A 24,942-nucleotide genomic window follows, 5' to 3' on the forward strand; every position below is an offset into this window, starting at 1 on the left:
GTTACGCCGGGTGAAAACGGATGTTAGCTCAAATCCACGTTTTTGTGACCAAAGAACCAGGTCGCGAGAAAACCGCACACGTAAGCGACGACCACACCTGCTGCATAGACCGCCATTCCCGTGTAGATCCCCTGTCCGGAGGTCATTAACGGCAGCGCCACTAGGCCTGAAGGGCCAAACACGGTGTTGAGCCCAACCGGCAAACCGAACCAGGCAAAAGTGCCAATAAAGAAACCGCCGCAGGCCCCGCCGATACAGGCTGTGACAAACGGTTTTACACGCGGCAGCGTGACGGCGTAAATCAACGGTTCGCCCACCCCGAGCAGGCCGGGAATGATCGCACCACGGATCTGATTACGCAGAATCGACTCGCGCGCCGAGCGGAAATAAAGCGCCAGCGCCGCGCCCACCTGGCCGCCGCCCGCCATCGCCAGGATCGGGAACAGCGAGTTAAAGCCCTGCGCATCCATCAGCGCGAAATAGACCGGAATAAAACCCTGATGCACGCCAAACACGACGGCAATCAGGAACAGCCCGGCCAGCACCGCGCAGCCGAACGGGTTGCCGTTAAGGTGCAGGAATAGCCACGACATGCCTTTAAACAGCTCAACGCCGATCGGCATGATCACCGTGAAGGTTAATGCGCCGGTAATCAGGAGCGTGAGCAACGAGGTGAGGATCATGTCGAGGTTATCCGGCATGAATTTACGGATCTGCCGCTCGATCCAGGCACCCATGATCGCTGCGATCAGCACGCCAATAATGTTGCCGCGCGGATCAATACCCATACCGAAAAAGTTATCGATGCCGGAAAAATAGCCCACTGTCGCTTTCGGATCGTAACCGAGCACAAAGAGCGCGGCGATAATGGCGCCATTCACGCCGCTGCCGCCAAAGGCTTTCTGTGCGTTGTAGCCAATCAAAATCGGCAGGAAGGTGAACAGTCCTTTGCCGAAAACTTTCATATAACCAACGATATGGACGAGCGTGGCATTTTTTTCGGCGGCATTGATAATCAGGCTTTGCTCAATCAGGGTAGCGAAGCCGAGCAGCATCCCGGCGGCGATAAAGCCAGGGATTAACGGGGTGAAAATGGTCGAAAACTTCGCCAGAAACTGATGCACGCCGCTGGTCTGTTTCGCTTTCATCTGTTGTTTGGTATCGCTGGCGATACTTTTCAGCGACGCCGCTTCCACAGGCGCGCTGACACCGCCTGTCATCGCGCTCATCATTTCTGCCGCCGTTTGCGCTTTGCCAGGGCCAACGATGATTTGCAACTGATCCTCACTATTGACCACGCCAAGAACGCCAGGCAGCGCTTTAAGTCCGGCGTTATCAACGAGAGCATCGTTGTTTAACGTCAGACGCAGCCGCGTCATGCAGTTGCCGCAGGTTTTAATATTCTCTTTGCCACCCACCAATTGCAGGACTGTGGCAATAAACTGCTCGCTGATTTTGGCCATTAGTTGACTCCCGTGTGAGCCAGCGCCTGGCGAATAAACCCACCGTTGTCGGCTAACAGGCGTGCTGCCTGATCAGCGCTCAGCCCGCCTAACACCATGACGATGGCGGTTTTACAGTGCCCGTCGCAGGCTTTCAGCGCCTGAGTTGCGGTTTCGCTGTCGCAATCAGTCGCTTCCATCACGATATTGATTTGCCGCTGCACCAGCTTCTGGTTGGTGGCTTCCACATCGACCATTAAGTTGCCGTAGACTTTGCCGCTGCGGATCATCGCGCCGGTCGTTAGCATATTCAGCACCAGTTTCTGCGCTGTTCCGGCTTTCATTCGCGACGAGCCGGTAACGACTTCCGCACCTACCACCGGAACGATGGCGATATCGGCGATTTGCGCCATCTCACTGCCTGCATTACAGGTCAGCGCCACGGTGGTCGCACCGAGTTTTTGTGCATACTGCATCGCCGCAATGACATACGGCGTACGACCGCTGGCGGCGATGCCGACCAGGATGTCGTTAGCGTTAAAATTAAGCGCTTTAAGATCGTCAACGCCAAGCGTCAGGCTGTCTTCGGCGTTTTCTACCGCCTGCAAAATGGCGCGATGGCCGCCAGCTATCAGACCAACCACCTGCTCGCGCGGGGTGCCATAGGTCGGCGGGCATTCGCTGGCATCAAGGATCCCAAGGCGCCCGGAGGTGCCGGCACCGCAGTAAATCAAGCGTCCACCTTTCTGGAAAGCCGCCACAATCGCGTCCACCGCCTGGGCGATCGCCGGGATCGTTTTTTCCACCGCCAACGCCACTTTTTGATCTTCACGGTTGATAACCCTCAACATCGCTTCGGTATCAAGCATGTCAATGTCAGCGCTGGCGGTATTGCGGCCTTCGGTAGTCAGTCTGGAGAGATCAATGTTCATCAACGTTTCGCTCAACTCGGTTTTGCTGTTATTTGCCTGCTGCACTGTGGCTCAGGCACCTGTTATGGAATAATATATTACTCATAAAATGTTTAATAAGAATAATTTATTCTTATTTGCTTATTACGCCAGAAATGTGACGCCGTTCATACGGCAATAGTGCAGACAGATTTTACTTACTGGTATGTTTTTTAAGACTTAATTATTTAATGTCATTGATTGATGGGACTTTTCAACCTGTCTGCGTTAAAAGACCCTCCGGCTTTATCAATCTGTGGTCAGTCACAAATACCATTATGACGCCTGTTATCTGCAAGGATGATGCTATGCATAAAGTGAATTACGCCGCTAATTTCCCTCTCTGGCAGAGCCCGCAACTGTCGTTGCGTTGCAATTTACAGTGGCGCAGTTTTGCAAAGGTAGCGGTGCTCTTTAATGCGCAGGATAAGGCATTGCTCGGTGCGCAATGTGCAGCGTTAAGCCAGGCAGGTATAAGCGCGGAACAACTCTGGCCCGTTGCCAGAGCGTCGGGCAGGGATGGCAGACTGGCTGAATTACAGACACAGTGCATGGTATTGAGCGAAGCGCAACGGCAAGGGTGGAACAATGTCCTGCTGTTCGATGCCGGCTTTCAACTGGTGCAGGATGAAAGGGTGTTCGCGCAGGCGAATCGTATCTTTGCGAGCCTTAATCGACTGGACTGGCATGCATTGCTGTTGGGGGGGCATTATCAGCATTCATCGCCGCTGCTGACGCTACCTGGTATCGCTCGTGTACATCACGCCGTGAGCGCTGCAGCCTATGCGGTTAACGCCAGCTATTACCCTGTGTTATTAAATGCTTACCATCGTGCGATAGAGCATGCCGCCAGCCTTAATGATATTTGGCCATTACTAATGGGAAAACATTGCTGGCTGGCGGTGAATCCTGGTCTGGTAAGCTGGCGTGATAACAACCCTAAGCCTTTCCCTACTTGTCGTCCAGCGGGTAGAGAAAGATCATTCCGTTTTGCATAGTGACCAGCGGCACGCCATCTGGCCAAAGTTGCTGCATACGCACTTGCGAATGCATCAGTAAATCAATGTTGCTGGCAAGCAACGGGGTGTCTGGAGAGGGGGAGAAATGAACAGGTGTGTAGGTAAAAAAGCGTTTCTCACCCGCCTGTTTTTTCTGCACGAAACTCCCTTTGAGCCTGAACTGAGGGTTATTCGGACTGCTGACATGGCTTACGATCGTCTCTCCAACGGTGGACAACTGGACGTCATAGAGCTCTTTTTGCTGCTGCGGCAAATCGTAAAAACCGAATTGCTGCGTTATGTTGCTGCCCGGTTTTAATGCCGGCTGCGAACGATGCCAAAAATAGCCACAGGCAGCGACAATCAGCGTCGTGAGCAACAGCATTACGCCGTACTTATGCGGTCTTGCAAGGCACCATTTCATCGAGTTTTCTCCGCGTTTCTTCAAGTATCAATTCATTAAGCGAAGCTAAATTGGCCCGCCACTGGTAGATCTGCATCGCCAGAATATTCTGCCCACAGGTGCTGTGTAAGCGCAGGGTAAAGTTCAGCGTTTGGTTATTACTTCGTGAATAGATGCTCAGGTTGATGGATTTCTTTTTTATCTGCTCATTTAAAAGGTGATAGGTGTCTTTGAGCCGGTTGTAGACCGTGGCTTGATCCTGCAGACGTTCGCCAGGTTCAACAAGCGTATACAGACGAATATTGCTATACGCGTTTTTTGCCAGTTCTTCAGCTTTCATCGTCTGACCGCGATCGATTGTCAAATAACCGATAAAGGCGATAAAAAGTACTGCCACCAGCAATAGCGATACGAAGGCTCCCCGGGGATAGCGTGTTGATTGCTCAGGCGTTTCATAAACCACGTCAGAAGAGAGCGGCTGCGTATTGGCGGTGCTCACTTCTGTGAGAGATTTCTCATTATTTAATGAAATATCTTCTTGTGGGCTTTCAACCTGCTGGCAATATTCTGCATCCAGTACATAGCCCCGTTTAGGCACGGTGCGAATAATGCGTTGCTGTTTGCCGTCATCTTCCAGCGCCGCGCGCAGGGCGTGAATTGCGTTTGGCAGGCTGTTATTACCGATAACCCGCCCCTCCCAGACCTGGTTGGTCAGCTCTTCCCGTGTAAAAACCTTACCCGGGTTCTGTTGCAACAGATCCAGCAGTTTAAGCTGATACGCGCCCAGCCGCTTATGTTCTCCGGTGACTAAATGAATAATTGAGCCGGAAGGCAAATCAATTATCCAATTGTTAATGGCACAACAATGTTTTTTCATAACGAATTTCAAGTAGCTCCATCATGGAACAAGTGATTATTAAGGTTATGTACTGTAATTGAGAATTAATTAACGTGAAGGCGCGTGAGCAAATCTTCTGGCCCCAGTAATCATTCCATATGAGATATTAATAATACTACTGTGCGATAGATGAATTACACGCAAATTCATTAATTGCCGCTTTTCGGGGAATTAAGAATAGGGGATGTGATGTATCTTTTTACACCAGTTAAGGTGGGAAGCCGTGCAGTCCCGCTTATTGTGATTGTGTGATGTTAATTTATTGTTGTTTATTTAATTAATCTTTTTACCCATTGAACTAATGAGAAACGTCAGCCTAAAGAATGCAAAAGCAGCATCCGTCTGTTTTTATGTAATAAATCTAGTCTGCGCCATTTAATAATGATGAGTGTAATTTCCTCTGAAACGATAACGTTTCCCGATGAAGCGCGCTATGTCCGCGATTATTTGCCGCTGGTGCATAAAGTGGTGAAACAATTCGCCTGGCAGACCAGCAGCGTCATGGATAAAGACGATATGCGGCAAGTCGCCCTGACGGGTTTGCTCTTTTCATTGCGTCGTTATGGACAACCTGATGCGCAATTTGCCGGTTACGCCATCCAGCGCATTCGTGGGGCAATTCTTGACGAGCTACGCCAGCAGGACTGGCGTCCACGGCGGCTGCGCCAAAAGATGTACAAGCTCAACGACGCCATTCGTGAGCTGGCGCGTGAACTTGGCTATGTGCCGAATTTTAATGAATTAAGCGAACGGCTTTCTATTACACCAGAGGAGTATCAGCACTATTTATTACTCGACTCCGCCAGTGAGCTGGAGAGCCTGGATAACGATCTCCATTCCCACGCGCTAGAAAGCCGCCCGCTTGAAGCGGAAGTCGTGAATAGCCGTGCACTAAAAAGCGCGATAGCAAGCCTGACCCGGCGTGAACAGACGATTCTGGGGTTGTATTACCACCATGAATTAAGTCTGAAAGAGATTGCCTCAATGTTTGGACTGACAGAAGCCCGTATTTGTCAGCTTAATAAAGTAATAGTGCAAAAGTTACGGGCGTTTTTTGACGAATAAGTACGTTTCTCCTTCCGCTAAGGAATGAAAAATGTATTTAAGATTTTAACCCTTTATTTTTATTAGTATTAATATTGTGAAATATTTAATTGTATCATCCATCGTTGCCCCCAGGCAGAGCGTGCTCCGCGGGTTTTTGGGGCTTTTTTTTCTTATTTTGCTTTCTGTGTTCCTGACCGGTTGCGCGCAGTCTAAACCGGTTAGCCGTACACAGGGGCCAACAATGCTTGCCGAACAGCGCAAGATCACCCATGAAGAGACACTGGCGGCAACGCGTAAGTCAAAAGTTGACAAGGTTGTGCAGCACCTTAAAAAACAGTTGGGTAAACCTTATGTCTATGGCGGTGTCTCGCCAGCGCGCGGTTTCGACTGTAGTGGGCTGGTGTTCTATGCCTACAACAAAGTGCTGAGTAATAAATTACCCCGCACCACTAAAGCCATGTTCCATGACAAGCGCTTGATGCGGGTAAAAACCGCGAACTTGCGCCAGGGCGATTTGCTGTTCTTTCGCAGCAAATTACGCGGTCCGGTCGATCATGTCGGTGTCTATCTGGGGCATAACCGCTTTATCGAAGCGCCGCGCCGCGGATTGAATATCCGTATCAGCCATTTTCTTGATGACTACTGGCAGGATCACTACCTCGGCGCGCGCCGTATCCTGACAGGCAAACGCGTGCTCTGAATTCACGCCTCCAGCGCGTTATGAATTGCCTCGCCCAACTGTTTGATCACCTCGCGATTGGCGTCGGTCAGCGGCAGGGCGCAATTCAGACGCAGGCAGTTACGGTACTTGCCAGACGCGGAAAATAACGAGCCGGGCGCAATCTGGATTTTCAGGCGGCACAGCGCGCGGGAAACACAGACCATATCGACGGTTTCCGGCAACTCGACCCACAGTAAATAACCGCCTTGCGGGCGTGTCACGCAGATACCGCAGGGAAAATACTGGCGCACCCAGCAGGTGTAAGTTTCCAGTTGCTGCTGATAGACCTGGCGCATACGCCGCACATGCCGATGGTAATGACCGTCGCGAATAAACGCCGCAACCGCCAGTTGTGTTCCCGGCACATTGGTGCCGATGGCGGCATATTTTTTATGCAGCACCCGATCCAGATAACGCCCTGGCGCAATCCAGCCGACGCGCAGTCCCGGCGCCACGGTTTTGGTGATAGAGCTGCACAGCAGCACGCGGCCATCAATATCATAGGATTTTATCGTGCTGGGACGCGGGTATTCGGCTGCCAGCTCGCCGTAAATATCGTCTTCAAAAATCACGATGTCGTGGCGCTGCGCCAGCGCCAGCACGGCCTTTTTCCGCGCGTCCGGCATGATAAAGCCGAGCGGGTTATTGCAGTTCGGCACCAGAATCACGCCCTTAATGGGCCACTGTTCCAGCGCCAGCTCCAGGGCTTCCACGCTGATGCCGGTTTCGGGATCGGTCGGAATTTCAATGGCTTTAATATCCAAACCACGCAGCAACTGCATCGTGCCGTAATACGAGGGGGATTCAACGGCGACAATATCCCCCGGCTGACACACCGCCAGCAAGGCGAGCGCCAGCGCCGGATGGCAACCGCTGGCGATGACAATATCGTCGGCGCTGACCGATGCGCCGCCGTCCAGCATCAGCCGGGCGATTTGTTCACGCAGTTCAAGGCGACCCGGCAGCGTGTCGTAGCTTAACGCCTCCATCACCTGGTGCTGGGCGATACGGCTCATCTCGCGCCACAGCGGTTTAAGCGTGGGCTGGGTGATATCCGGCGCGCCGCCACCAAACGCAGCAATCGCTTTATCGGTGCGCGCGTCGAGCAGCGTCAGCACTTCATCCCACTGCGTGACTTCCACCGGCCGCTGTACCGGGCGCGACATCGCGGGCACCGGCGGTTTTGCCTTTCGCGGCGCAACAAAGTAGCCGGAACGCGGCTGAGGCGTTATCAGTTGCAGGCTTTCCAGCACCTGGTAAGCCTGCTGCACGGTGCTGATACTCACGCCGTGCTCCTGACTCAGGCTGCGCACTGACGGCAGTTTCTCGCCGTGGCGATACAATCCCTGTTCAATGCGTTCTGCCAGCAGCGTGGCCAGATGTTGGTAGCGTGTCATGCTGTATCCTTAAAATTCACCATACAGATTTAAGAACCAGTACAGATTGGGGTGAAATTTGCGATTCAGACCTTGTTTTAAGCGATCTGTATGTTAAAGAAAAGTGATTTCTGAATCTGTATTGTAATGGGCGAGAACGGCGAAGATAGAGCTCTTTTCAGGCGAGGAGAGCATCATGGAATTTTTTGAAAATCGACCCAACCGCCCGTTTTTAGGGTTTGTTTTACTCTGGCGCAAACTGCAACGGCTGCGTGAGCGCGTAAAAACGCGGCGGCTACTGCGCGCATTAAGTGACGAGCAGCTAAAAGACCTGGGGTTACGCCGCAGTGAACTGTGATAAGTGCGATAACGCGCGGAGATAACATCTTGTTATTTCCGCCCAACCGGCGTTGGGCTATGCTTAGCTCCATAACCTGAAGGGGAGAAAGCGCATGCACTTTATGAACGAAGACGACGAGAAAAAAGAGAAAGAGACCGGTAACGTCTCGCAGCTGATGCAGCAAAAACTGCTGGATGCCCGCTCAATCATTATCTCTGGCGAGATCAACCAGGCGCTGACAGAAAAAGTAGTCACTCAGTTACTGCTGTTGCAGGGTATCAGCGATGCGCCGATTAAGATCTATCTCAACAGCCAGGGCGGTCATGTTGAAGCGGCAGATACCATTCATGACATGATTAAATTCATCACCCCGGAAGTGCACATCATCGGCACCGGTTGGGTGGCAAGCGCCGGGATCACCATCCTGCTGGCGGCGAAAAAAGAGCACCGTTATTCGCTGCCGAACACCCGCTTTATGATCCATCAACCGCTGGGCGGCGTTCGCGGTCAGGCAAGCGACATTGAAATCGAAGCGAAGGAGATCATCCGCACGCTGGAGCGCGTTAACCGCATGATCGCTGAAGCGACCGGCCAGCCGGTGGACAAAGTGAAGCAGGATACCGACCGTAACTACTGGATGAACACCAAAGAAGCCATTGATTACGGCATCGTTTCCCGCGTGGTGAAATCCTACGGCGAACTGGATCTGGATTAAATTTGTTAGCGACCTTGAGGCGAGAATTTTTTCTCGCCTTTTTTCTCTTCACGCCCGCCAAAATACACTTCTCCCTGACACATAATTTCTGCACACTGTGCGCATTTCTCATTACGGAGTGATGGCATGAAAAGCAGTATCAAAGCGGCGCTGGTGATGACAGCAACGCTAAGTGCGCCCGTGCTGGCGGAGCAAAGCGGCGTCTCGTTTGACCATAAAGACTGGGAAGTAGTGTGCGATAACACCCTGACCTGCCGTGCCGCAGGTTACAGCGCGGAAGAAGAGTCCAGCGGTTCGGTGTTGATTACGCGAAAAGCCGGTCCAGACACGCCGGTGACCGTTGATGTGGTGCTGGCAGAAATGGACGCCGATGAAACCACGCAACAGGCAACGCTCAGCCTGTGGATCGATGGTAAATCACAGGGCGAGATCGCTACCGAGGATAACGATAGTTGGCGTTTATCTGATGCACAGGCGCGCAGCATGATCGATGCCGTGAAAGGTAGCGGTAAAGTTGAATTCAAAGGCGGCGCGAAACCGTTTGTGCTCTCCGGCGACGGCGCATACGCCGTGTTGCTGAAATTTGATGACGTGCAAGGGCGCGTGGGCACACCTGGCGCGCTGAGTAAAAAGGGCGATAAAGCGGAGAGTTCGGTGACGCCTGCGGTTGCTGCACCGGTGATCCAGGCGGTGGAAGTGAAAGGCGGCGAAGATCGCACGCTCACCAAAGCCGAAACCGCAGCGCTGAAACCGCGTTTGCTGGCGGCGCTCACCAGCGGTAACGAGTGTGACCGCCTTGTCTCCCCGCAGGAACCGGTTATCGACGGTGATAACGACATTACCCTGACACCGCTGGATGGCAAACAGGTGCTGATCTCCACTCTTTGCTGGCGCGGGGCGTACAACGAAGGTTATGGCTACTGGGTGGTGGATAAAGCGCTGAAGGGAACGCCGCAATTTATAACTAACTCCGCGTCTGACTACAGCGATGGCGTGATCTCGTTGGGCCAGCGTGGTCGCGGCATTGGCGACTGCTGGGCTTCGGCAGAGTGGGTCTGGGACGGTGAAACCTTCCGCAAGAGCAGCGAATCCACCTCCGGCATGTGCCGCTATGTGCGTGCGGGCGGCACATGGGATCTGCCGGAATTTGTTTCGGAAGTGAAAGAGGCGAAGTAATTCGCAGTCCGATAAACGCTGCATTCAGCACTTTTGCCAGGTGCAGCGTTTTTCTTTTTCAGGCCGGAGTGCAAAGCATGTTAAACAGCCTTAACCACCTGACCCTGGCGGTTAGCGACCTTGCCCGCAGCGTCGATTTTTATCATCAACTTCTTGGTCTGAAACTCCATGCGCGCTGGGATAACGGCGCTTATCTCACCTGTGGCGAGTTGTGGCTTTGCTTATCTGTCGACGCGCAGCGTCAGTATGTATCGCCAACACAAAGTGACTACACCCATTATGCGTTCGGCGTTGATGAGCGCGATTTCGCCCGCTTTGTCACTCGCCTTGAGCAGGCTGGCGTGGTGAGCTGGAAAGTGAACAAAAGCGAAGGAGACTCCTGGTATTTCCTCGATCCCGACGGGCACAAGCTCGAAGCACATGTCGGCAACCTTGCCCGACGGTTGAAGGCGTGCCGTGAGAAACCGTACAAGGGGATGGTGTTTTTTGATTAGGCTTTCGCAATCCATGCTCTTTGCCACCCTCGTTTCTTGATACTTACCCTGATAACTATTATCGTACCCGGCCTGTGAAACGAGGGGATCGCGATGACTGAAGATGAACTGTTCGCCCGCCGACCGCTGGGTATGCGCATGGCGATGGTTGTGCGTCAGTGGCGTGCCACTATCGATCACGCATTGAGCGACACGGGCATCACACAGTCGGGCTGGACGGTACTGATGCAGCTTCACCAGTTAGGGGATAACGTCTCCGTCAGCGAACTGGCGGAAGTGCAGGGCATTGAGCTGCCGCCGCTGATGCGCACGCTGACACAGCTGGAAAAACAGGGGCTGATTGTGCGTACGACATCGCCGTACGACAAACGCATTCGCCTGCTGGCGCTCACCGCCGGGGGGACGCATATGCTGGGTAAAATCACGCAAGTGATCGAAGCCTGCCAGTTGCGGGCTGCGGAAAATATTCCGCCAGCAGAGCTGCTCGCCTTTAGCGACACATTGAATCAAATCGCCTGTAATTTGCGTACGATGCGCGAAGAAGACAACCAAACCGAATAAGAAAATCATGACGCCAGAACAAAAATTTGCCCGCTGGGTAAGGGTGAGTATTGCCTCTTTCCTGCTGATGTTTGTCTATTTTATCGTTGCCGATATCTGGATCCCGCTGACCCCGGATTCCACCGTGATGCGCGTGGTCACGCCGGTTTCCGCCCGCGTTTCCGGCTATGTCGCGCAAGTGTACGTACAAAATAACAGCCAGGTGAAGAAGGGCGATCTGCTGTTCGAACTGGATGCCACGCCGTTTAACAACCAGGTGGAAGCCGCGCAAATCGCGCTGGCACAAGCAAAGCTCACCAATCAACAACTGGATGCGCAAATCGTTGCCGCGCAGGCCAGCCTGAAGACGGCGCAGCTTACCGCGCAAAACGATCGGATGACCTTTGAGCGCTATCAGAACCTGAGTGCTACTCACAATGTTTCGCAGTCTGATCTTGATAAAGTGCGCACCACCTGGCAGAGCAGCGTGCAGTCGGTGAACAATCTGAATGCCTCGATTAATGCACTAAATATTGAACGCGGCGATCGCGATGACGCCCGCAACGTGACGCTGCAAAAATACCGCAATGCCCTGCAACAGGCACAACTGAATCAGGGCTGGACGCAGGTTCGCGCCGAAGCCGATGGCACCGTAAGTAACCTGCAATTAAGCCCCGGATTTTATGCCGCGACCGGAAATGCCGCACTGGCACTGGTGCATGATAAAACCGATATCGTGGCGGATTTTCGTGAGAAGAGCCTGCGTCATACGCGCGTTGGCACCGATGCGGCGGTGGTGTTTGATGCGCTGCCGGGCCATGTATTCAAAGCGCATGTCACCAGCAGCGATGCCGGGGTACTGGCCGGACAACAGGCGGTGAACGGCGAGCTTTCAGAGCCGCAAACCTCTAACCGCTGGGTACGTGACGCACAGCGTATGCGCATCCACGTCGCGCTGGATGAATCGTTGCCGAAAGAACTCCCGACCGGTGCGCGTGCCACGGTGCAGTTGTATAACAGCGAAGGGGTGTTTGCGCGCTTCTTCTCGGGCCTGCAAATCCATCTCGTGAGCCTGTTGCACTATGTCTATTAATACGCTGGCGCGGGTTTTCACGCCCCACGGCAATATCGTTTACACGGCGAATGACTTTCGCCAGACGCTGCGCATCGTTTTTGCCGGAATGATAGCGCTCAGCGTATCGAGTTTTTATAACACCCAGTACGGCGTGTTTTACGTGGTATACCCGGTGATGTTGCTGTCACTGGTGCCAGTATTTAATCGGCATGTGGCGAAACAGTTCATCTTCAGCGCAGTGATTAATTGTATCGAAATGGTGTTTATCATCGGCTATTTGTCACGTTGGCCGGTGATCATGACACTGGTGGTGTTTGCGCTGTACGTGATGCGTTTTCGCTTTATGAGCAAAGGTGCGCTGTTTCTGTTTGGCTCGGCGGGCGTGGTTTGTCAGAGTACGATGCTCAACTTTATGAGCTACCCCTCAAGCGACTGGCACACGCTGCTGTTTTCCAATGTTGAAGCCAGCATCATGGCGGTGGCGCTGAGTGCGCTGATGAACTATCTGATCCCGGATGTCGAGCCGCGCACCCGTCCGCCGATGATCGAGAAAAACGCCGCGCGAGTGCGCCACGAATCGCTGCTTTCCGGCACTGTGGCGACGATGATCTTTGTGGTTTTTCAACTGAGCGATCTCAGCGATTCGTTATCCGCGCTGATGGCCGGGATCTTGATCCTGTTCCCGATGCATTATCGCGGCGCGGTAATGAGTTCTGTGTGGCGCGTGGTTGGTGTGGTGCTCGCCTGTCTCTATATCCTGCTGGTGCAGTTGATCCTCTACAACCACAGTAGCCATATGCTGCTGATGATGCCGTTGATTGGCCTCGGGCTGGCGTTCAGCGCGCGGCTGCATGTGATGGAGAAAGTTGGCGCGGGCGTTGGTTTTGCCAGTGTAACCACCATCGGCATCATGTTTGGGCAGAACCTGCACCCGGACACGGATTTAGTGTTCAGCGATCTCTATCGCATCGTTTCCGTGACGGTGGCGCTGCTGGCGACACTAACGATGATCTATCTGGTACACCTGATCCTGAATCGCTTCGACGCCACACGGTTTGTGATTGAGGAACAGTAAGCGGGAATGCGCCCGAAAACACGGTGGTTATCGGGCCTAAGGCACTGTGCAGACTCGGTTTTACAGGTCGTCTGCAGCGCCCGCTCGTTATCCCACTCGCGTGAATTCGTCACCGTCACAGCGGTAAACCGCCTCGGTGACATTCGGTATCAGCCACTGATTGACCACATCCGCTTCGCTGTGAAAACGGATGCATAATCCGCAGCCGCCTTTGAGCTGGCGCGGAATATCCTGCACGCGAAAAGCGATCCCCGCCGACTGCATCGCTTTGCGCGTTTGCAGCACGCCGGGTGTGGTGTGGAACAGCAATAGGTATTCCGCCATTAGCGTTTCCTCTGCCGCTGGCCGATTAACGCCGCGCCCAGCGCGCCCGCGTACTGGGCGTCGTTATGCGTAAAAACATCGCTGGCCAGATGCCCGGCCAGCATGCGGCGGAAAGTGGCGCAGTGGCTGACGCCGCCGGTAAACAGCAATGGCCCTTGCGTGGAAAGCCGCGAGATGAAATGCGCACTGCGGCGCGCCATGGCATTGATCACCCCGGCGAGAATCGCTTCCGGTGCGATACCTGCCGAACGCAGGCTGATCACTTCGGATTCGGCAAACACCGTACACATGCTGGTTAGCGGATGCGGCTCCACGCCGTCGGTGATGGCGTCCAGGTGCTCCACCTGCGTACCCAGCGTGCGCGAGATAACGTCCAGAAAACGCCCGGTTCCGGCGGCGCATTTGTCATTCATCAGAAAATCGGTGAGATTGCCCTGTTCATCCAGCGCGATCACTTTGCTGTCCTGCCCGCCGATGTCGATCACCGTACGTGTTTGCGCGAGCAACAAACGTGCGCCGAGGCCGTGGCAGGAGATTTCGGTAACCTGTTTATCGGCGAAATCGACCAGTTGCCGCCCGTAACCGGTCAGCGTCAGAAAGGGTTTTTCACCCAGCCCTTCGCACAGGGTTTCCCATGCCTCGACAATTGATGTCGCCGGGCGAAACGAGGTCGGGCACAGGAAGCGCCGCACAATCGTCTCGCCCTGGAGCAAAATGCCTTTGGTGGTGGTCGAGCCGGAATCAATACCAACGGTAAACGTCACGCCCGCTCCTTATAACATCTCGATAAACGCGGCGACGCGGGTGCTGAGCTGCCCGATATCCGCTGTCGAATAATCCGTTTCAATGGCCATATAGGGAATGTTGTGCTGCTGGCGGACATGGCGTTTGATCGCCAGCGACTCCACCGCGTAGGTGTGGCAGGCCTGCAAAATCACATCGATAACGCCATCGGCCTGGTATTCGTCGACCATCTGGCTGAGCAGTTTTAGGCGCTCATTATTAGGGGAGATACAGGAGCAGCCGATTGCCAGATATTTGTCGGTCAGCGCGTCGTAAACATCGCCGCTCTCCTCGACGCAGCGCTCGGTGGCTTTTGCGCCGGTACAGTTTTCGTAGCCCACCACCCAGCCGCCGCTCTCTTCAATGGCGCGCACCACTTTTTCCGCCGCGCCGCCAATCGGGCAACCGGTGATTAAAATACGCGGGCGAGGATCCAGCCGTTTACCTGCTTGCCACTCCTCGCGGATCCGCGCCGCTGTGGTGTTCAGTTCATCGATCAGCGCCGATTTATCAAAGCGGAAGGTCGCGCCATACACCACTTTCAGAATATCCGCGCCGCTGATCGCCGGCGGATTGAGCTGCCCGACGCGGTAGAAATTCGCCAGCGCCTGGCGCTCGCGGTTTTTCAGCGCGATAGCCTCGCGCAGCGCTGCTTCGCTAATCGGCTGACCAAAACGTTGCTCAATCGCCTGCTGTAAACGCAGGATCTCGGCTTTCCACAACGCGCGGGAAGCGGCGTCTGCTGCGCTGTTCGGCAACTGCATGACATGGACGGCTTTGAATTCCGCCATGTATTCATACATTTTCTTTTTGCCGTCGCAGGTGGTTTCACCCACCACCAGATCGGAAAAGTAGAAGTAGGGGCATTTGTCGGTTTTGCCAAAGCCGTAGCTGCTTTTGATCAGCGGACAGAGGTTGCGCGGCAGGTCTTTTTCCGCCTCTTCAATGGTTTCATCATTGGTGGAACAGAGGGAAACCACTACCGCGCCGGCGGCCATGGCAATCTCTTGTGGCATAAAGGTGCAGTAGGTGCCAACCAGCGGGATCCCTTGCTCTTTGAGATCCATCACGGTGAGAAAACCTTTCTGGCGGGCTTCAGAAAACTGTTCAAAAACATCTGGCAGGGCGGTGATAAGCGACATGATTTTCCTTCCCCGTGACACGGGAGAGTTTGAAAAGAGGCCGCATTATAGGCATGCAAAAAGTGTGGAAATATTGATCTCCGGCGGATGAAAAGGGGAAAAAACTATTTTCAGCAAGGTCAGATTATTTTTTTGAGATCCATCTCTTCCTGAATGCGCTCGCTGTAGAGCGCATGTGTGCGAATCGCTTCGTCGATGCCTGCGTTATAAAAAGCCGGGCCAATCTGTTCGGCAATGAAATCGATAAAGAATTCGGCGTCAAACTGCTCCAGTTCCAGCTCAAAATTCTGCTCACAATAGGTCTGCAATTTTTTGCGTAACTGCTCGCGTTCGCTGGTGGTGAGGGTAATGTCGGCCATCGTTTCTCCTGGCAAATTAGAAAGCGCTAACGTGCAGCAGCGCGGGCAACTGCGACAGTAAATAGAGAATAAGGCCGATCGTTCCGCCGACGAGCGTGCCGTTGATGCGGATAAATTGCAGATCTTTGCCGATATTCAGCTCGATTTGCTGCGACATATCCCGCGCGTCCCAGCTTTTCACCGTGTCGCTGATATGGCGGGTGAGAAACGCGGCGAACTCCGGCGCCACGCGGTGCGCGGCTTGTTCCAGATGTTCATTTAACGAGGCGCGCAGCGCGCCATCCGCCAGCAGCGTTTCGCCGAACCACAGGCCCGCGTCGGTGATGCGTTTTTGCATACGCGAATCGTCAGACTGCATATCCGCTTTCATCCAGTTACGCAGATCCGCCCACATTTCACCAACATAGCGGTTAAACGTCTCATCGTTTTTCAAATACTCTTTGATGTTTTCTGCGCGCTCGGCCATTTCCGGATCGCTTTTCAGACTGGCGATCAGCTTCATCGTCGCACGATCGAAAGCCTGGCGGATCTGATGCGTGCTGTCGGCATTGACATCATCGAGCAGCGAATTGACCGCCTCGGAAACCCAGTCGGCACTCTGCTCGCCCAGCCATTCAGTAGGCAGGATCTTCGCTTTCATCGGGTGATCGGTTTTCAGCCAGCGCACAATCTGGCGGGCAATAAAATCGCGGCTACTTTGCCGTTGCAGCAGGGCGATCAATTGCGCAATGACGGTATCCAGTAATTTCTGGTGACGATTATTGCGGGTCAGGCTTTCCAGTAGCAGCGCGCTGGTTTCGGTGAGATCCACTTTGTCGATGGCTTTGTGCACCGCGCGGCGTAACAGACGCTGGATGCGGCTATCGTCAGCCATCTCCAGAAAGCCGCTCATCACCTGCAACAGATGCACGCCCACGCGCTGGGCGTTTTCGGGCTGGCTGAACCAGACGCCAATCATCTGCGCAGGCTGGTGGCGATGAATTAACGCCACCAGCGATTGCGTGTCCAGAAATTTTTCCTGCACGAACTGGCCAAGATTGTCGCCGATCCGCTCTTTATTACGCGGGATAATCGCCGTATGGCGGGCAATAAACGGGAACGGCACGCGGTGAAACAGCGCGACCACCGCGAACCAGTCCGCCAGCGCGCCGACCATCGCCGCTTCGGCAATGGCTTTCACCCCGCTTACCCAGAAGTTGGGCGGCAGGAACAGTGTGGTGATAAACGTCGCGGCCGCAACCAGCAACAACGACAGCGCCAGACGCTTGGCGCGCTTAAGTTCTGCGAATTTATTCATGGTTTAAGCATATAACCCAACGCCGGGTTCTTGCAAAAGGTTAAATCCTAAGCAGATTACGCAGCATGCTCCACAAAATCGACATCCCGAACACCATTAACACCGTGCCTGCGACGCGCTCGATCCACCACACATTTTGCCTCAGCCGCTTTTGCACAGCGGGCTGGCCAATCAGCGATACCACGGCCAGATCCCACACTAATACGACCATCACCATCCACAGGCCGCTCACCGACTGCTGGAGCAGCGTGACGTCCGGGCCGAGCAGGGCGGTCATCAGCGCAAGGTAAAACAGCGCGTTTTTGGGATTGAGCAGTGCGGAGCCAAGCCCGAGTAAAAACTGTTTCCGCAGGCTCGGACACAGCTGACGGGTTTCATTGACGCTAAGCGTCTGCGCGCGGCTGCGCAGCAGGTGCCAGCCAATCCACAGCAAATAGATCGCGCCCAGCAGTTCAATGGCGCTAAAGAGCCCCGTGAACTGGCGCAGCGCGCTCGCCCCGATAATCACTATCAGGATATAAAACGCATTACCTGCGGCGATGCCCGCGCACAGCCCGGCGCTGCCGCGCAGGTGATAACGGATCGCAAACCCCATTAACAGAAAGAAATCCGGGCCGGGGCTGAGCAGGGCGACAAAGTGCGCCAGTGCCAGTGCCGGAAACGCGGTGGGAAACAACGCCATAGTGACCTCCACAAAAAAATGAAGTTCACCTTAGCGGTGCGTCGGCGCTATTTATTGTCGGATATTGATCGGCCAAACGCGTACTGGCGCGGTGTGGCAGCGGTGTAGTTCACAAAGGTTCGGTGGAAATGGCTCTGATCGGCAAACCCGCTCTGGTAACCGACATCCGCCAGCGTATCGCCCGCGCGCAGGCGGCTTTTGGCAAACTCAACGCGCGCGATATTCAAAAAGCTGCCCGGCGTCAGGCCGGTGTCCTGCCTGAAGGTGCGGATGAGCGTCTCTTTGCGCAGGGAAAAAGCACTGGCCAGCGCATCAAGCGTGGGTGGTTGCTGCAAATCGTGGGTTAACGCCGCCAGCACCTGCTGGCTTACGGGTCGCAGCGGCGCACAGTGATGCGAACCGCGAGGTAAGGCGCTGAGCAGGGCATCGAGTGCGGCGGGCAATGGCAGCGAGTCGTCACGCTCAATCAACGTCACGATACGCATGTACAACTGGAATAACACAGGGTCGCGAATGACCTGCTGCTGGCTGTTTTCATGCGGCAGGTAGAGCATATGGTAGCTGCGTGGTTGCCCGGCGAAGGGGTTACAACTGTGAGGCGCGTGCGGTGGAATGACCATCAGATCGCCCGGCAGGAGCAGGTATTCCTGCCCGTTACAGAGGCAGCAGGTTTGCCCCTCAACAATTGCTCCGATTGAAAGCTCAGCATGGCGATGGCGCTTATAGGCTTGCCGGCTACGCCAGGTGCTGCGCAGCTCAACGCCGGGTAATGCCTGCGGGCGGCAAAATGATTGCTGTATATCGCGCGTCATCGACATGTTTTGCCTCGTCTGGTCGGCTTTCTGGTATACCACACCCCTTTATTTATCGCGAAAGGCATTATGCAATAGCCGCCACATATGGTGGGCGGCTGGCGTAAAACGCCGGTCGGAGCTGCGCAACAGGTGGCACTGAGCGCTACTGGCGACAGGATGATCGAGCGGTACAGCGACCAGCGCACCAAGGCGAATGGGATCGGCGGCGGCATAAGCGGTCATAAACGAGATGCCCAGTCCCGCCTGGCTTAGTCCCATCGCGGTGGAGAACTGGTTGCAGCGATACGCTGGGTGGAATTGCAAACCCAGGCTTTTGAACATGGCATTCATATGGCGTTGCAGGCCGAAATTTTCCGTCAGGGCTATTAATGGATAGTCGACCAGCTCTTCAATGGTGATGCTTTGCCGCTGCGCGATAGGGTGCTGTGGCGAGACCACGGCGCAAATCGGCCCCCACTGAAAGCTGTGGCGCTTGAGTTCCGGCGAACCGATTGGGCCAAAGGCCAGCGCCATATCCGCTTCGCCGCTGACGATGTCATTGAGCATCTCCTGCATGCTGCCCACCACAATATCGACAAAAACCTGCGGGTACGACTTGGCAAATTCACGCATCACCCCTTCGATAAAGGCGGTGATCAACCCACCGCCAATGCGCACCGAGATGGTGCCGCCGCGCATATGGCGCAGATCTTTTAACTGGCTTTCCAGCTTTTCGCGTCGCTGGCGGCTGGCAAAGTAGTCTTCCGCTAGCAGGCGTCCCGCTTCGGTTAATACTACGTTACGCCCGCGCCGCTCCAGCAACGGAAGTTGTAGCGCACGCTCCAGTTGCGCGATCTGGCGGCTGACCACGGACGGGTTAACACCCAGGATATCCGCCGCGCGACGGATCCCGCCCTGGTTACCCACTTCATATAAATAACCCACCTGCTTGTCCTGGAACATTCGCCACATTCCTTCTCAACTGTTGACCTGAAAGCAACAATAACATCAATAAGCGGATATTTATCATCCAGATTGAATAGTGATAATCAAATTAACCGCCCTGTTTTGTGAGTGAAAGAAAGTGAAAAACTGAATCTGCATTTTTGCACCAAAAGGGTGCCCGATAACGGTGAGAAATTATTTTATTAGGATGTTCTTAATGCTTAATTAAATAATTTTTTAGTTACTTTTCTTTTAATTCTCGGTATTTCACGGGAAGGTTTTTTGTTGCGTAATAATTCGCAGTAAAAGGTTTTTATTTTAGCGTCGGGCTATTCAGGCACGGATCCTGCTTAGTAATAAGTCATTGTCATCTGATTATTTCAAAGAGAGATGTTATGAGTGAATCGAAAACGCTGGAGCAACCCGCGAAAGAGCACGCGGAAGAGTGGAAAGTCGGGCCTGGCGCCTGGATTTCGTTAGTGATTGTTCTGCTGGTTTTTTCCGGCTTCTTTTTCAAAGTCGAGGGGATGGCGTGGCTGGGCGCGTTTGACTTCACCACGCTGGGCGGCACGTTCGGCACGATGAAGACACCGGAAACTAACACCTTTATCGGCAGCGGCGGCATCAGCGCGAAGGCCGGTTTCCTGTTCGCGCTGTCGCTGGTGCCAACGGTCATGCTGGCGCTGGGGTTGCTGGAGATTTTTACCCATTACGGCGCGATCCGCGCGGCGCATAAATTGCTGACACCCTTGCTTAAACCGCTGCTGGGTATTCCGGGCTATACGGGGCTGGCGCTGATTACCGACCTGCAAAGTACCGATGCCGGGGCGGCATTAACCAAAGAGTTATATGACAGCGATAAAATTACCCGTAAAGACGTGGTGATTATGGGGTCGTGGCAATATTCCGGCGCGGGCTTAATCAATAACTATTTTTCGATTGGCTCAGCGATGTTCGCGTCATTAACCATCCCGATTATTGTTCCGCTGGTTTTAATGTTTGTCCTTAAATTCGTGGGCGCAGCCGTGGTTCGTCTGGCATTAAATACTGTTTATAAGCGAGATTTCGACAATGAATAATTCCGCAAAAGTCTCTGGTAATCCGTTCGATATTTTCGTTATTGGTGCGCGTAAAGGTTTTAATATCGCCATTAATAATCTGATGCCGAATGTATTAATGGCCTACGTAATCGCCGAAATGCTCAATTTACTCGGCGTGATGCAGATTATTGGCCATCTTTGCGCGCCGTTAATGGGGCTGTTCGGCCTGCCGGGAGAAGCGATTACCGTGTTGCTCACCGCCTGGCTTTCGTCTTCTGCGGGAACCGGCGTGGCGGTCAGCCTGCTGAGCAAAGGCCAGCTTGATATGGGGCAAATCACCATTCTCGCGCCCGCCATCTTTTTAATGGGTTCGCAACTACAGTATATGGGCCGCCTGTTGGGCGTTGCCGATGTGCCGAAGAAGTACTGGCCGTTACTGATGGCGGTCAGCATTCTTAATGCCGTAATCGCCATGCTGATTATGCGCGTTATTGCCTGAGTACCAAGGAGTAAGACATGTCACGCACACTTGAGCATTTTAATTACCTGCATCAGATCCCGGAACTCGGGTTCGAAGAGTATAAAACCTCTGCTTATATCGCCGGGGTACTGGAGGCGGCGGGCTATCAGGTCATGCGCCAGGTCAATAACACGACCGGCATTGTCGCGGTGCTGGACAGCGGTAAACCGGGGCCAGTGCTGGCGCTACGCGCCGATATGGATGCGCTCGGGCATATCATTGACGGTGAGCATGTCGCGCGCCACACCTGTGGGCACGATGGGCATTCCACGGTGGTGTTGACCACCGCGCAGGAAGTGATCGCCGAAGGAGTAGTAAAAAAAGGCAAGCTGAAGTTCATCTTCCAGCCCGCGGAGGAACTGGGTACCGGGGCGATTGCGCTGACGGAGGCTGGCGTGCTGGACGATGTCGACATGCTGCTTGGTTTCCACCTGCGTCCGCTGGAAGAGTGCCCGATGGGCCAGGCGGTGCCAGCCATGTATTACTCGGCGTCTGCCACGGTGGAAGTGGTGTTCCACGGCAAAGCGGCGCACGCGGCGCGGCCCCACTTAGGTGTGAACGCGCTGGACGCCGCCGCCCACGCAGTGCAAGCGGTAAACGGCATTCATCTTGCGCCATCGCTCACCTGGAGCGCGAAAGCGACGCGCTTTCTCTGTGACGCCGGGGTGACCAACTCAATTCCTGATAAAGCACTGGTGTGCTGGGATTTGCGTGCGGCGGAAAATGAAGCCATGACTGCGTTAAAACCGCAGGTATTGCGCGCGATTGAAAGCAGTGCGGCGGCATACGGCGCACGGGCTGAGATCCGCATTCTGAAAGAGATGCCTGCGGCGATCATTGATGACGAGGCAACCGGGGTGCTTTCCCGCGCCATCCGCAGCGTGTTTGGCGATACCGGGCTGACCGCGCCAAAATCGACACCCGGCAGCGAGGACTTTTTCCACTACCTGCGCCTGCGCCCACAGGTGAAAGGCGGTTTCTGGGGGCTCGGTGCCAACCTGATGCCGGGTCTGCATCACCCGGACATGCACTTTGACCGCGACGCGCTGGCGCTCGGTGTGAAAGTGTTTAAAGCCTGCGTGCAGGATGTGCTGGGCTGATTTTATGGCTTCCAGCGGCGCAGCGTGGTCTCCTGTTCATAGGGCATCGGCGTGGGCCAGGTAATAAACTCGACGATGCTGCCCCAGGGCGTACGGCCATAGCAAAAACAATTGCCTGCACCTTCCTCCATGGGAAAACCTAGCGGCTGCGGCGTGGTAAATACCTCGCCGCCCGCTGTATTAAAGCGTTGCAGCGCAGCGTCGATATTATCGCTGTAGACCGCAAAATGTTGCAGACCAAAATCGCTGGCCCGCAGCGGCTCGCGCTGGTCTGGCCCGTGCATTTCGAAGAGTTCGATGCCGGGGCCATGCTGAAGTTTGAGCATGCGTATGGATGTGATCGTCGTACCCGGCACCAGGCGTAACGTTTTTTGCTGCGCCTCGTTATCAAGATTCTTATCTTCTGGCGCGACGGATTGATAAATCAGCTCCGCGCCCAGCGCGTCAATCAGAAAACGGGTCGCCTCTTCAATATCCGGGACGGTGATACCAATATGATCGATGCCGCGAATGCTCATGTTCCCTCCTGTTAATGGCTCTTTTTAAAGCATAGAACAGATGTGTGGAGTGTTTTTGCTGGTTAGTCGTGAAAAACATTTCGGTGGTAGTTATTTTTTTTAATTTATTGCATCAATAAAGATAGAGAGTCGCGGTATTTACCGATATCGACACTGATACTGGATTGTTTGAATAATATTGCTCAATATAATCAGGGCCCCGATTAGATGCTCGGGGGGAATTATTTTGCGGCGATAGTAATACAGCCGTTCGTAACCTTAATACCTACCTTCGCATCGATTTTAAAACCCGCTTTCTCCAGCCAGTCACCCACTAAACGAATTGCCGGAGATTACAATGTTTTTTTGGATGAGTTGTCACTTAACCGACTGTTAAATTTATTTTTTTTAAAGAGGGCTGATTCAACATAAACCATAGAGATTGCAAAACAGTCATGACCACTATTCCTTGTCAATAGAGATTGTGATTAGCGGTGCGGATGTGCGCCAACGCATTCACACTCAAAACAGGTACCAAACACCAGGAAATAAAGTCAAAATCCACATGTAAATAGACTGAAAAGTAATGCAATGAAGTCCGGAAAAATAAAGTGAGGATGTTTATTTTTTATTATAACTAATGCTTCTGCAGCTTTAATGTTAGTGCCATTTATAAAAGCACTATTTACTTTTTATTTTCTGCATCAGAAACGTCTGTATATACCCAACTTTACTTTCAGGCCCGGTCGTTTTTACTACCCTTATTACCCTAAGCGGTAAATAAGGAGACAAATATGGCTTACCAGACAGTGAATCCTTTTAACAACCAGCTCATTAAAGAGTATCCCAATCATAGCGATGCCGATATCGAGGTCGCGCTGCGCCAGGCCGATGCGCTGTATCACTCGTCCTGGTCTAAGGGAAATATTGAACAGCGGTTGCCGATACTGCATAAACTTGCCGATCTGTTGGAAAACCAGCAGGAAGACCTGGCGAAAATCGCCAGCCGGGAGATGGGCAAGTTAATTGAGCAGAGCCGCAGCGAAGTGAAGATTTGCGCGCAGATAGCCCGTTACTACGCGGATAACGCGAAACAATTCCTGGCGCCCGTTAAGTATGAAACGGCGCTGGGAGAGGCGTGGGTGGAGCATCATCCGATCGGCGTGATCATGGCGGTGGAACCGTGGAACTTCCCTTACTATCAGTTGATGCGTGTACTGGCACCAAATCTGGCTGCCGGTAACTCGGTTATCTGTAAACATGCCAGCATCGTGCCGCAGTGCGCAGAAACCTTTGCGCAGCTGGTGCGCGAAGCGGGCGCACCGGAAGGTGCGTGGACGAACCTGTTTATCTCGTCCGATCAGGTTTCGGCAATCATTGCCGACCCGCGTGTGCAAGGTGCAGCGTTGACCGGATCGGAAAAAGCCGGTAGCGCGGTGGCGGCGCAAGCGGCGAAACACATCAAGAAATCGACGCTGGAGCTTGGCGGTAACGACGTATTTATCGTGCTGGACGATGCGGATCTGGAAAAAGCGGTTGAGACTGGTGTGCAAGCGCGTCTGGCGAACGCCGGGCAGGTCTGTACCGCCGCGAAACGCTTTATTATTCATCAGGATATTGCCGATCAGTTCCTGCGTAAGTTCACCGAGGCTTTCCAGCAGGTGAAAATGGGCGACCCGCTGGATGAAAGCACCACACTTGGTCCGCTCTCCTCGAAAGAGGCGCTCAATACATTGAGCAAACAGGTGAGTGAAGCGGTACAAAACGGGGCAAAACTGCACTTTGGCGGCAAACCAGCGAACAGCGAAGGCAACTTCTTCGAACCCACCATTTTGACGCACATTACGCGCGACAACCCGGCCTATTTTGACGAGTTCTTTGGCCCGGTGGCGCAAATTTATGTGGTGAATAATGATGAAGAAGCGGTACGCCTGGCTAACGATTCACACTATGGCCTTGGCGGAGCCATCTTCAGCCGCAACATTCAGCGTGCCAAACAGATGGCGTCACGCATTGAAACCGGCATGGTCTATATCAACTGGCTGACGGATACCGCTGCAGAGTTGCCATTCGGCGGGGTGAAACGCTCCGGGTTTGGTCGCGAGCTGTCTGATTTAGGTATCAAAGAGTTTGTGAATCAGAAGCTGGTGGTGGTACGCCAGTAATGTTTAATCTTTCTTCCCCCTCGCCGGAGGGGGAAGCCGCAGGC

The 24,942-nt window shown here is 53.8% G+C and carries 29 protein-coding genes; 14 read left to right on the forward strand and 15 right to left on the reverse strand.

Going from position 1 to position 24,942, the window contains the following annotated elements; translation table 11 throughout:
* Positions 1-23: 23 nt before the first annotated feature.
* Positions 24-1,463 carry a PTS N-acetylmuramic acid transporter subunit IIBC gene (gene murP / locus AAIG26_RS19585; protein WP_343181296.1) on the reverse strand — a complete coding sequence of 480 codons (1,440 nt, stop codon included), beginning with the start codon at positions 1,461-1,463 and terminating at the stop codon, positions 24-26.
* A complete protein-coding gene (murQ, locus tag AAIG26_RS19590) occupies positions 1,463-2,374 on the reverse strand; it encodes an N-acetylmuramic acid 6-phosphate etherase (RefSeq protein WP_045510249.1) in 912 nt (303 codons plus the stop codon). Before murQ ends, murP begins: the two co-directional genes overlap by 1 nt.
* 326 nt (positions 2,375-2,700) lie before the next feature.
* Between murQ and AAIG26_RS19595 the strand changes: the two genes are divergently transcribed.
* A complete protein-coding gene (locus tag AAIG26_RS19595; protein WP_343181297.1) occupies positions 2,701-3,390 on the forward strand; it encodes a hypothetical protein in 690 nt (229 codons plus the stop codon).
* On the opposite strand, the gene AAIG26_RS19600 is transcribed toward AAIG26_RS19595, so the two are convergent.
* Together AAIG26_RS19600 and AAIG26_RS19605 are read right to left on the reverse strand one after the other, a co-directional pair.
* Positions 3,344-3,838, reverse strand: coding sequence for a hypothetical protein (locus AAIG26_RS19600; protein ID WP_343182140.1), 495 nt, complete (start codon positions 3,836-3,838; stop codon positions 3,344-3,346). The two genes, AAIG26_RS19595 and AAIG26_RS19600, sit on opposite strands and share 47 nt — an antisense overlap.
* Positions 3,786-4,670 (reverse strand): winged helix-turn-helix domain-containing protein, encoded by an 885-nt coding sequence (locus AAIG26_RS19605; RefSeq protein ID WP_045510149.1) that lies wholly within the window; start codon positions 4,668-4,670, stop codon positions 3,786-3,788. The genes AAIG26_RS19600 and AAIG26_RS19605 overlap by 53 nt, the downstream gene beginning before the upstream one ends.
* 402 nt (positions 4,671-5,072) lie before the next feature.
* Between AAIG26_RS19605 and AAIG26_RS19610 the strand changes: the two genes are divergently transcribed.
* Together AAIG26_RS19610 and AAIG26_RS19615 are read left to right on the forward strand one after the other, a co-directional pair.
* Positions 5,073-5,756, forward strand: coding sequence for a FliA/WhiG family RNA polymerase sigma factor (locus AAIG26_RS19610; protein WP_343181299.1), 684 nt, complete (start codon positions 5,073-5,075; stop codon positions 5,754-5,756).
* 223 nt (positions 5,757-5,979) lie between these two features.
* On the forward strand, positions 5,980-6,438 hold the full coding sequence (locus AAIG26_RS19615; protein WP_020456413.1) for a C40 family peptidase: 459 nt from the start codon (positions 5,980-5,982) through the stop codon (positions 6,436-6,438).
* 2 nt (positions 6,439-6,440) lie between these two features.
* Here AAIG26_RS19615 and AAIG26_RS19620 read toward each other — a convergent pair whose 3' ends face one another.
* Complete coding sequence (locus tag AAIG26_RS19620; protein WP_020456414.1) at positions 6,441-7,856, reverse strand: PLP-dependent aminotransferase family protein; 1,416 nt, start codon at positions 7,854-7,856, stop codon at positions 6,441-6,443.
* Positions 7,857-8,031: 175 nt separating this feature from the next.
* Between AAIG26_RS19620 and AAIG26_RS19625 the strand changes: the two genes are divergently transcribed.
* The 7 genes from AAIG26_RS19625 (at position 8,032) to AAIG26_RS19655 (ending at position 13,250) form a co-directional block, all read left to right on the forward strand.
* Complete coding sequence (locus AAIG26_RS19625) at positions 8,032-8,193, forward strand: DUF1127 domain-containing protein (protein ID WP_020456415.1); 162 nt, start codon at positions 8,032-8,034, stop codon at positions 8,191-8,193.
* Positions 8,194-8,287: 94 nt separating this feature from the next.
* Complete coding sequence (locus tag AAIG26_RS19630) at positions 8,288-8,890, forward strand: ATP-dependent Clp protease proteolytic subunit (RefSeq protein ID WP_020456416.1); 603 nt, start codon at positions 8,288-8,290, stop codon at positions 8,888-8,890.
* 126 nt (positions 8,891-9,016) lie between these two features.
* Complete coding sequence (locus AAIG26_RS19635) at positions 9,017-10,066, forward strand: DUF1176 domain-containing protein (RefSeq protein ID WP_020456417.1); 1,050 nt, start codon at positions 9,017-9,019, stop codon at positions 10,064-10,066.
* Between the two features lie 77 nt (positions 10,067-10,143).
* Positions 10,144-10,560 (forward strand): FosA family fosfomycin resistance glutathione transferase, encoded by a 417-nt coding sequence (locus AAIG26_RS19640; RefSeq protein WP_343181300.1) that lies wholly within the window; start codon positions 10,144-10,146, stop codon positions 10,558-10,560.
* 93 nt (positions 10,561-10,653) lie between these two features.
* Positions 10,654-11,121 carry a MarR family transcriptional regulator gene (locus AAIG26_RS19645; RefSeq protein WP_020456420.1) on the forward strand — a complete coding sequence of 156 codons (468 nt, stop codon included), beginning with the start codon at positions 10,654-10,656 and terminating at the stop codon, positions 11,119-11,121.
* 4 nt (positions 11,122-11,125) lie between these two features.
* Complete coding sequence (locus AAIG26_RS19650; protein WP_160271542.1) at positions 11,126-12,193, forward strand: HlyD family secretion protein; 1,068 nt, start codon at positions 11,126-11,128, stop codon at positions 12,191-12,193.
* Entirely contained in the window at positions 12,183-13,250 is a 1,068-nt protein-coding gene (locus AAIG26_RS19655; RefSeq protein ID WP_313627612.1) for a DUF2955 domain-containing protein, read from the forward strand. Before AAIG26_RS19650 ends, AAIG26_RS19655 begins: the two co-directional genes overlap by 11 nt.
* An 87-nt stretch (positions 13,251-13,337) precedes the next feature.
* On the opposite strand, the gene AAIG26_RS19660 is transcribed toward AAIG26_RS19655, so the two are convergent.
* The 8 genes from AAIG26_RS19660 to AAIG26_RS19695 form a co-directional block, all read right to left on the reverse strand.
* A complete protein-coding gene (locus AAIG26_RS19660; protein ID WP_045510128.1) occupies positions 13,338-13,574 on the reverse strand; it encodes a DUF3343 domain-containing protein in 237 nt (78 codons plus the stop codon).
* Complete coding sequence (yjiL, locus tag AAIG26_RS19665; RefSeq protein ID WP_020456424.1) at positions 13,574-14,338, reverse strand: putative 2-hydroxyacyl-CoA dehydratase activator YjiL; 765 nt, start codon at positions 14,336-14,338, stop codon at positions 13,574-13,576. The genes AAIG26_RS19660 and yjiL overlap by 1 nt, the downstream gene beginning before the upstream one ends.
* A 9-nt stretch (positions 14,339-14,347) precedes the next feature.
* Positions 14,348-15,499, reverse strand: coding sequence for a putative 2-hydroxyacyl-CoA dehydratase YjiM (locus AAIG26_RS19670; RefSeq protein WP_343181302.1), 1,152 nt, complete (start codon positions 15,497-15,499; stop codon positions 14,348-14,350).
* 119 nt (positions 15,500-15,618) lie between these two features.
* Positions 15,619-15,858: a DUF2164 domain-containing protein gene (locus tag AAIG26_RS19675; protein WP_020456426.1), complete on the reverse strand. Its 240-nt coding sequence runs from the start codon at positions 15,856-15,858 to the stop codon at positions 15,619-15,621.
* A 16-nt stretch (positions 15,859-15,874) separates the two neighbouring features.
* Positions 15,875-17,155 (reverse strand): DUF445 domain-containing protein, encoded by a 1,281-nt coding sequence (locus AAIG26_RS19680; protein WP_017457801.1) that lies wholly within the window; start codon positions 17,153-17,155, stop codon positions 15,875-15,877.
* 40 nt (positions 17,156-17,195) lie between these two features.
* Positions 17,196-17,837: a LysE family translocator gene (locus tag AAIG26_RS19685; RefSeq protein ID WP_343181303.1), complete on the reverse strand. Its 642-nt coding sequence runs from the start codon at positions 17,835-17,837 to the stop codon at positions 17,196-17,198.
* A 47-nt stretch (positions 17,838-17,884) separates the two neighbouring features.
* Entirely contained in the window at positions 17,885-18,655 is a 771-nt protein-coding gene (locus AAIG26_RS19690; protein WP_343181304.1) for an AraC family transcriptional regulator, read from the reverse strand.
* A gap of 42 nt (positions 18,656-18,697) precedes the next feature.
* Positions 18,698-19,594 carry a LysR family transcriptional regulator gene (locus tag AAIG26_RS19695; protein ID WP_343181305.1) on the reverse strand — a complete coding sequence of 299 codons (897 nt, stop codon included), beginning with the start codon at positions 19,592-19,594 and terminating at the stop codon, positions 18,698-18,700.
* 377 nt (positions 19,595-19,971) lie between these two features.
* Here AAIG26_RS19695 and AAIG26_RS19700 point away from each other — a divergent pair, with 377 nt between their 5' ends.
* From AAIG26_RS19700 to AAIG26_RS19710, 3 genes are read left to right on the forward strand one after another with little or no spacing between them, the layout of a single operon-like run.
* Positions 19,972-20,655, forward strand: a complete 684-nt coding sequence (locus tag AAIG26_RS19700) for a nucleoside recognition domain-containing protein (protein ID WP_020456431.1) — start codon at positions 19,972-19,974, stop codon at positions 20,653-20,655.
* Positions 20,648-21,115, forward strand: a complete 468-nt coding sequence (locus AAIG26_RS19705; protein WP_020456432.1) for a YjiG family protein — start codon at positions 20,648-20,650, stop codon at positions 21,113-21,115. Before AAIG26_RS19700 ends, AAIG26_RS19705 begins: the two co-directional genes overlap by 8 nt.
* Positions 21,116-21,132: 17 nt before the next feature.
* Positions 21,133-22,236 (forward strand): M20 peptidase aminoacylase family protein, encoded by a 1,104-nt coding sequence (locus tag AAIG26_RS19710; protein ID WP_343181307.1) that lies wholly within the window; start codon positions 21,133-21,135, stop codon positions 22,234-22,236.
* 2 nt (positions 22,237-22,238) lie between these two features.
* On the opposite strand, the gene AAIG26_RS19715 is transcribed toward AAIG26_RS19710, so the two are convergent.
* Together AAIG26_RS19715 and AAIG26_RS19720 are read right to left on the reverse strand one after the other, a co-directional pair.
* Entirely contained in the window at positions 22,239-22,754 is a 516-nt protein-coding gene (locus AAIG26_RS19715; RefSeq protein ID WP_343181308.1) for a VOC family protein, read from the reverse strand.
* Between the two features lie 221 nt (positions 22,755-22,975).
* On the reverse strand, positions 22,976-23,077 hold the full coding sequence (locus AAIG26_RS19720; protein ID WP_160271541.1) for a SymE family type I addiction module toxin: 102 nt from the start codon (positions 23,075-23,077) through the stop codon (positions 22,976-22,978).
* 450 nt (positions 23,078-23,527) lie between these two features.
* Between AAIG26_RS19720 and AAIG26_RS19725 the strand changes: the two genes are divergently transcribed.
* On the forward strand, positions 23,528-24,898 hold the full coding sequence (locus AAIG26_RS19725; RefSeq protein ID WP_343181309.1) for an NAD-dependent succinate-semialdehyde dehydrogenase: 1,371 nt from the start codon (positions 23,528-23,530) through the stop codon (positions 24,896-24,898).
* The last annotated feature ends 44 nt before the right edge of the window (positions 24,899-24,942 follow it).

Origin of the sequence: Kosakonia sp. PSU_27, from assembly GCF_039409795.1 — a bacterium.
Taxonomy (GTDB): domain Bacteria; phylum Pseudomonadota; class Gammaproteobacteria; order Enterobacterales; family Enterobacteriaceae; genus Kosakonia.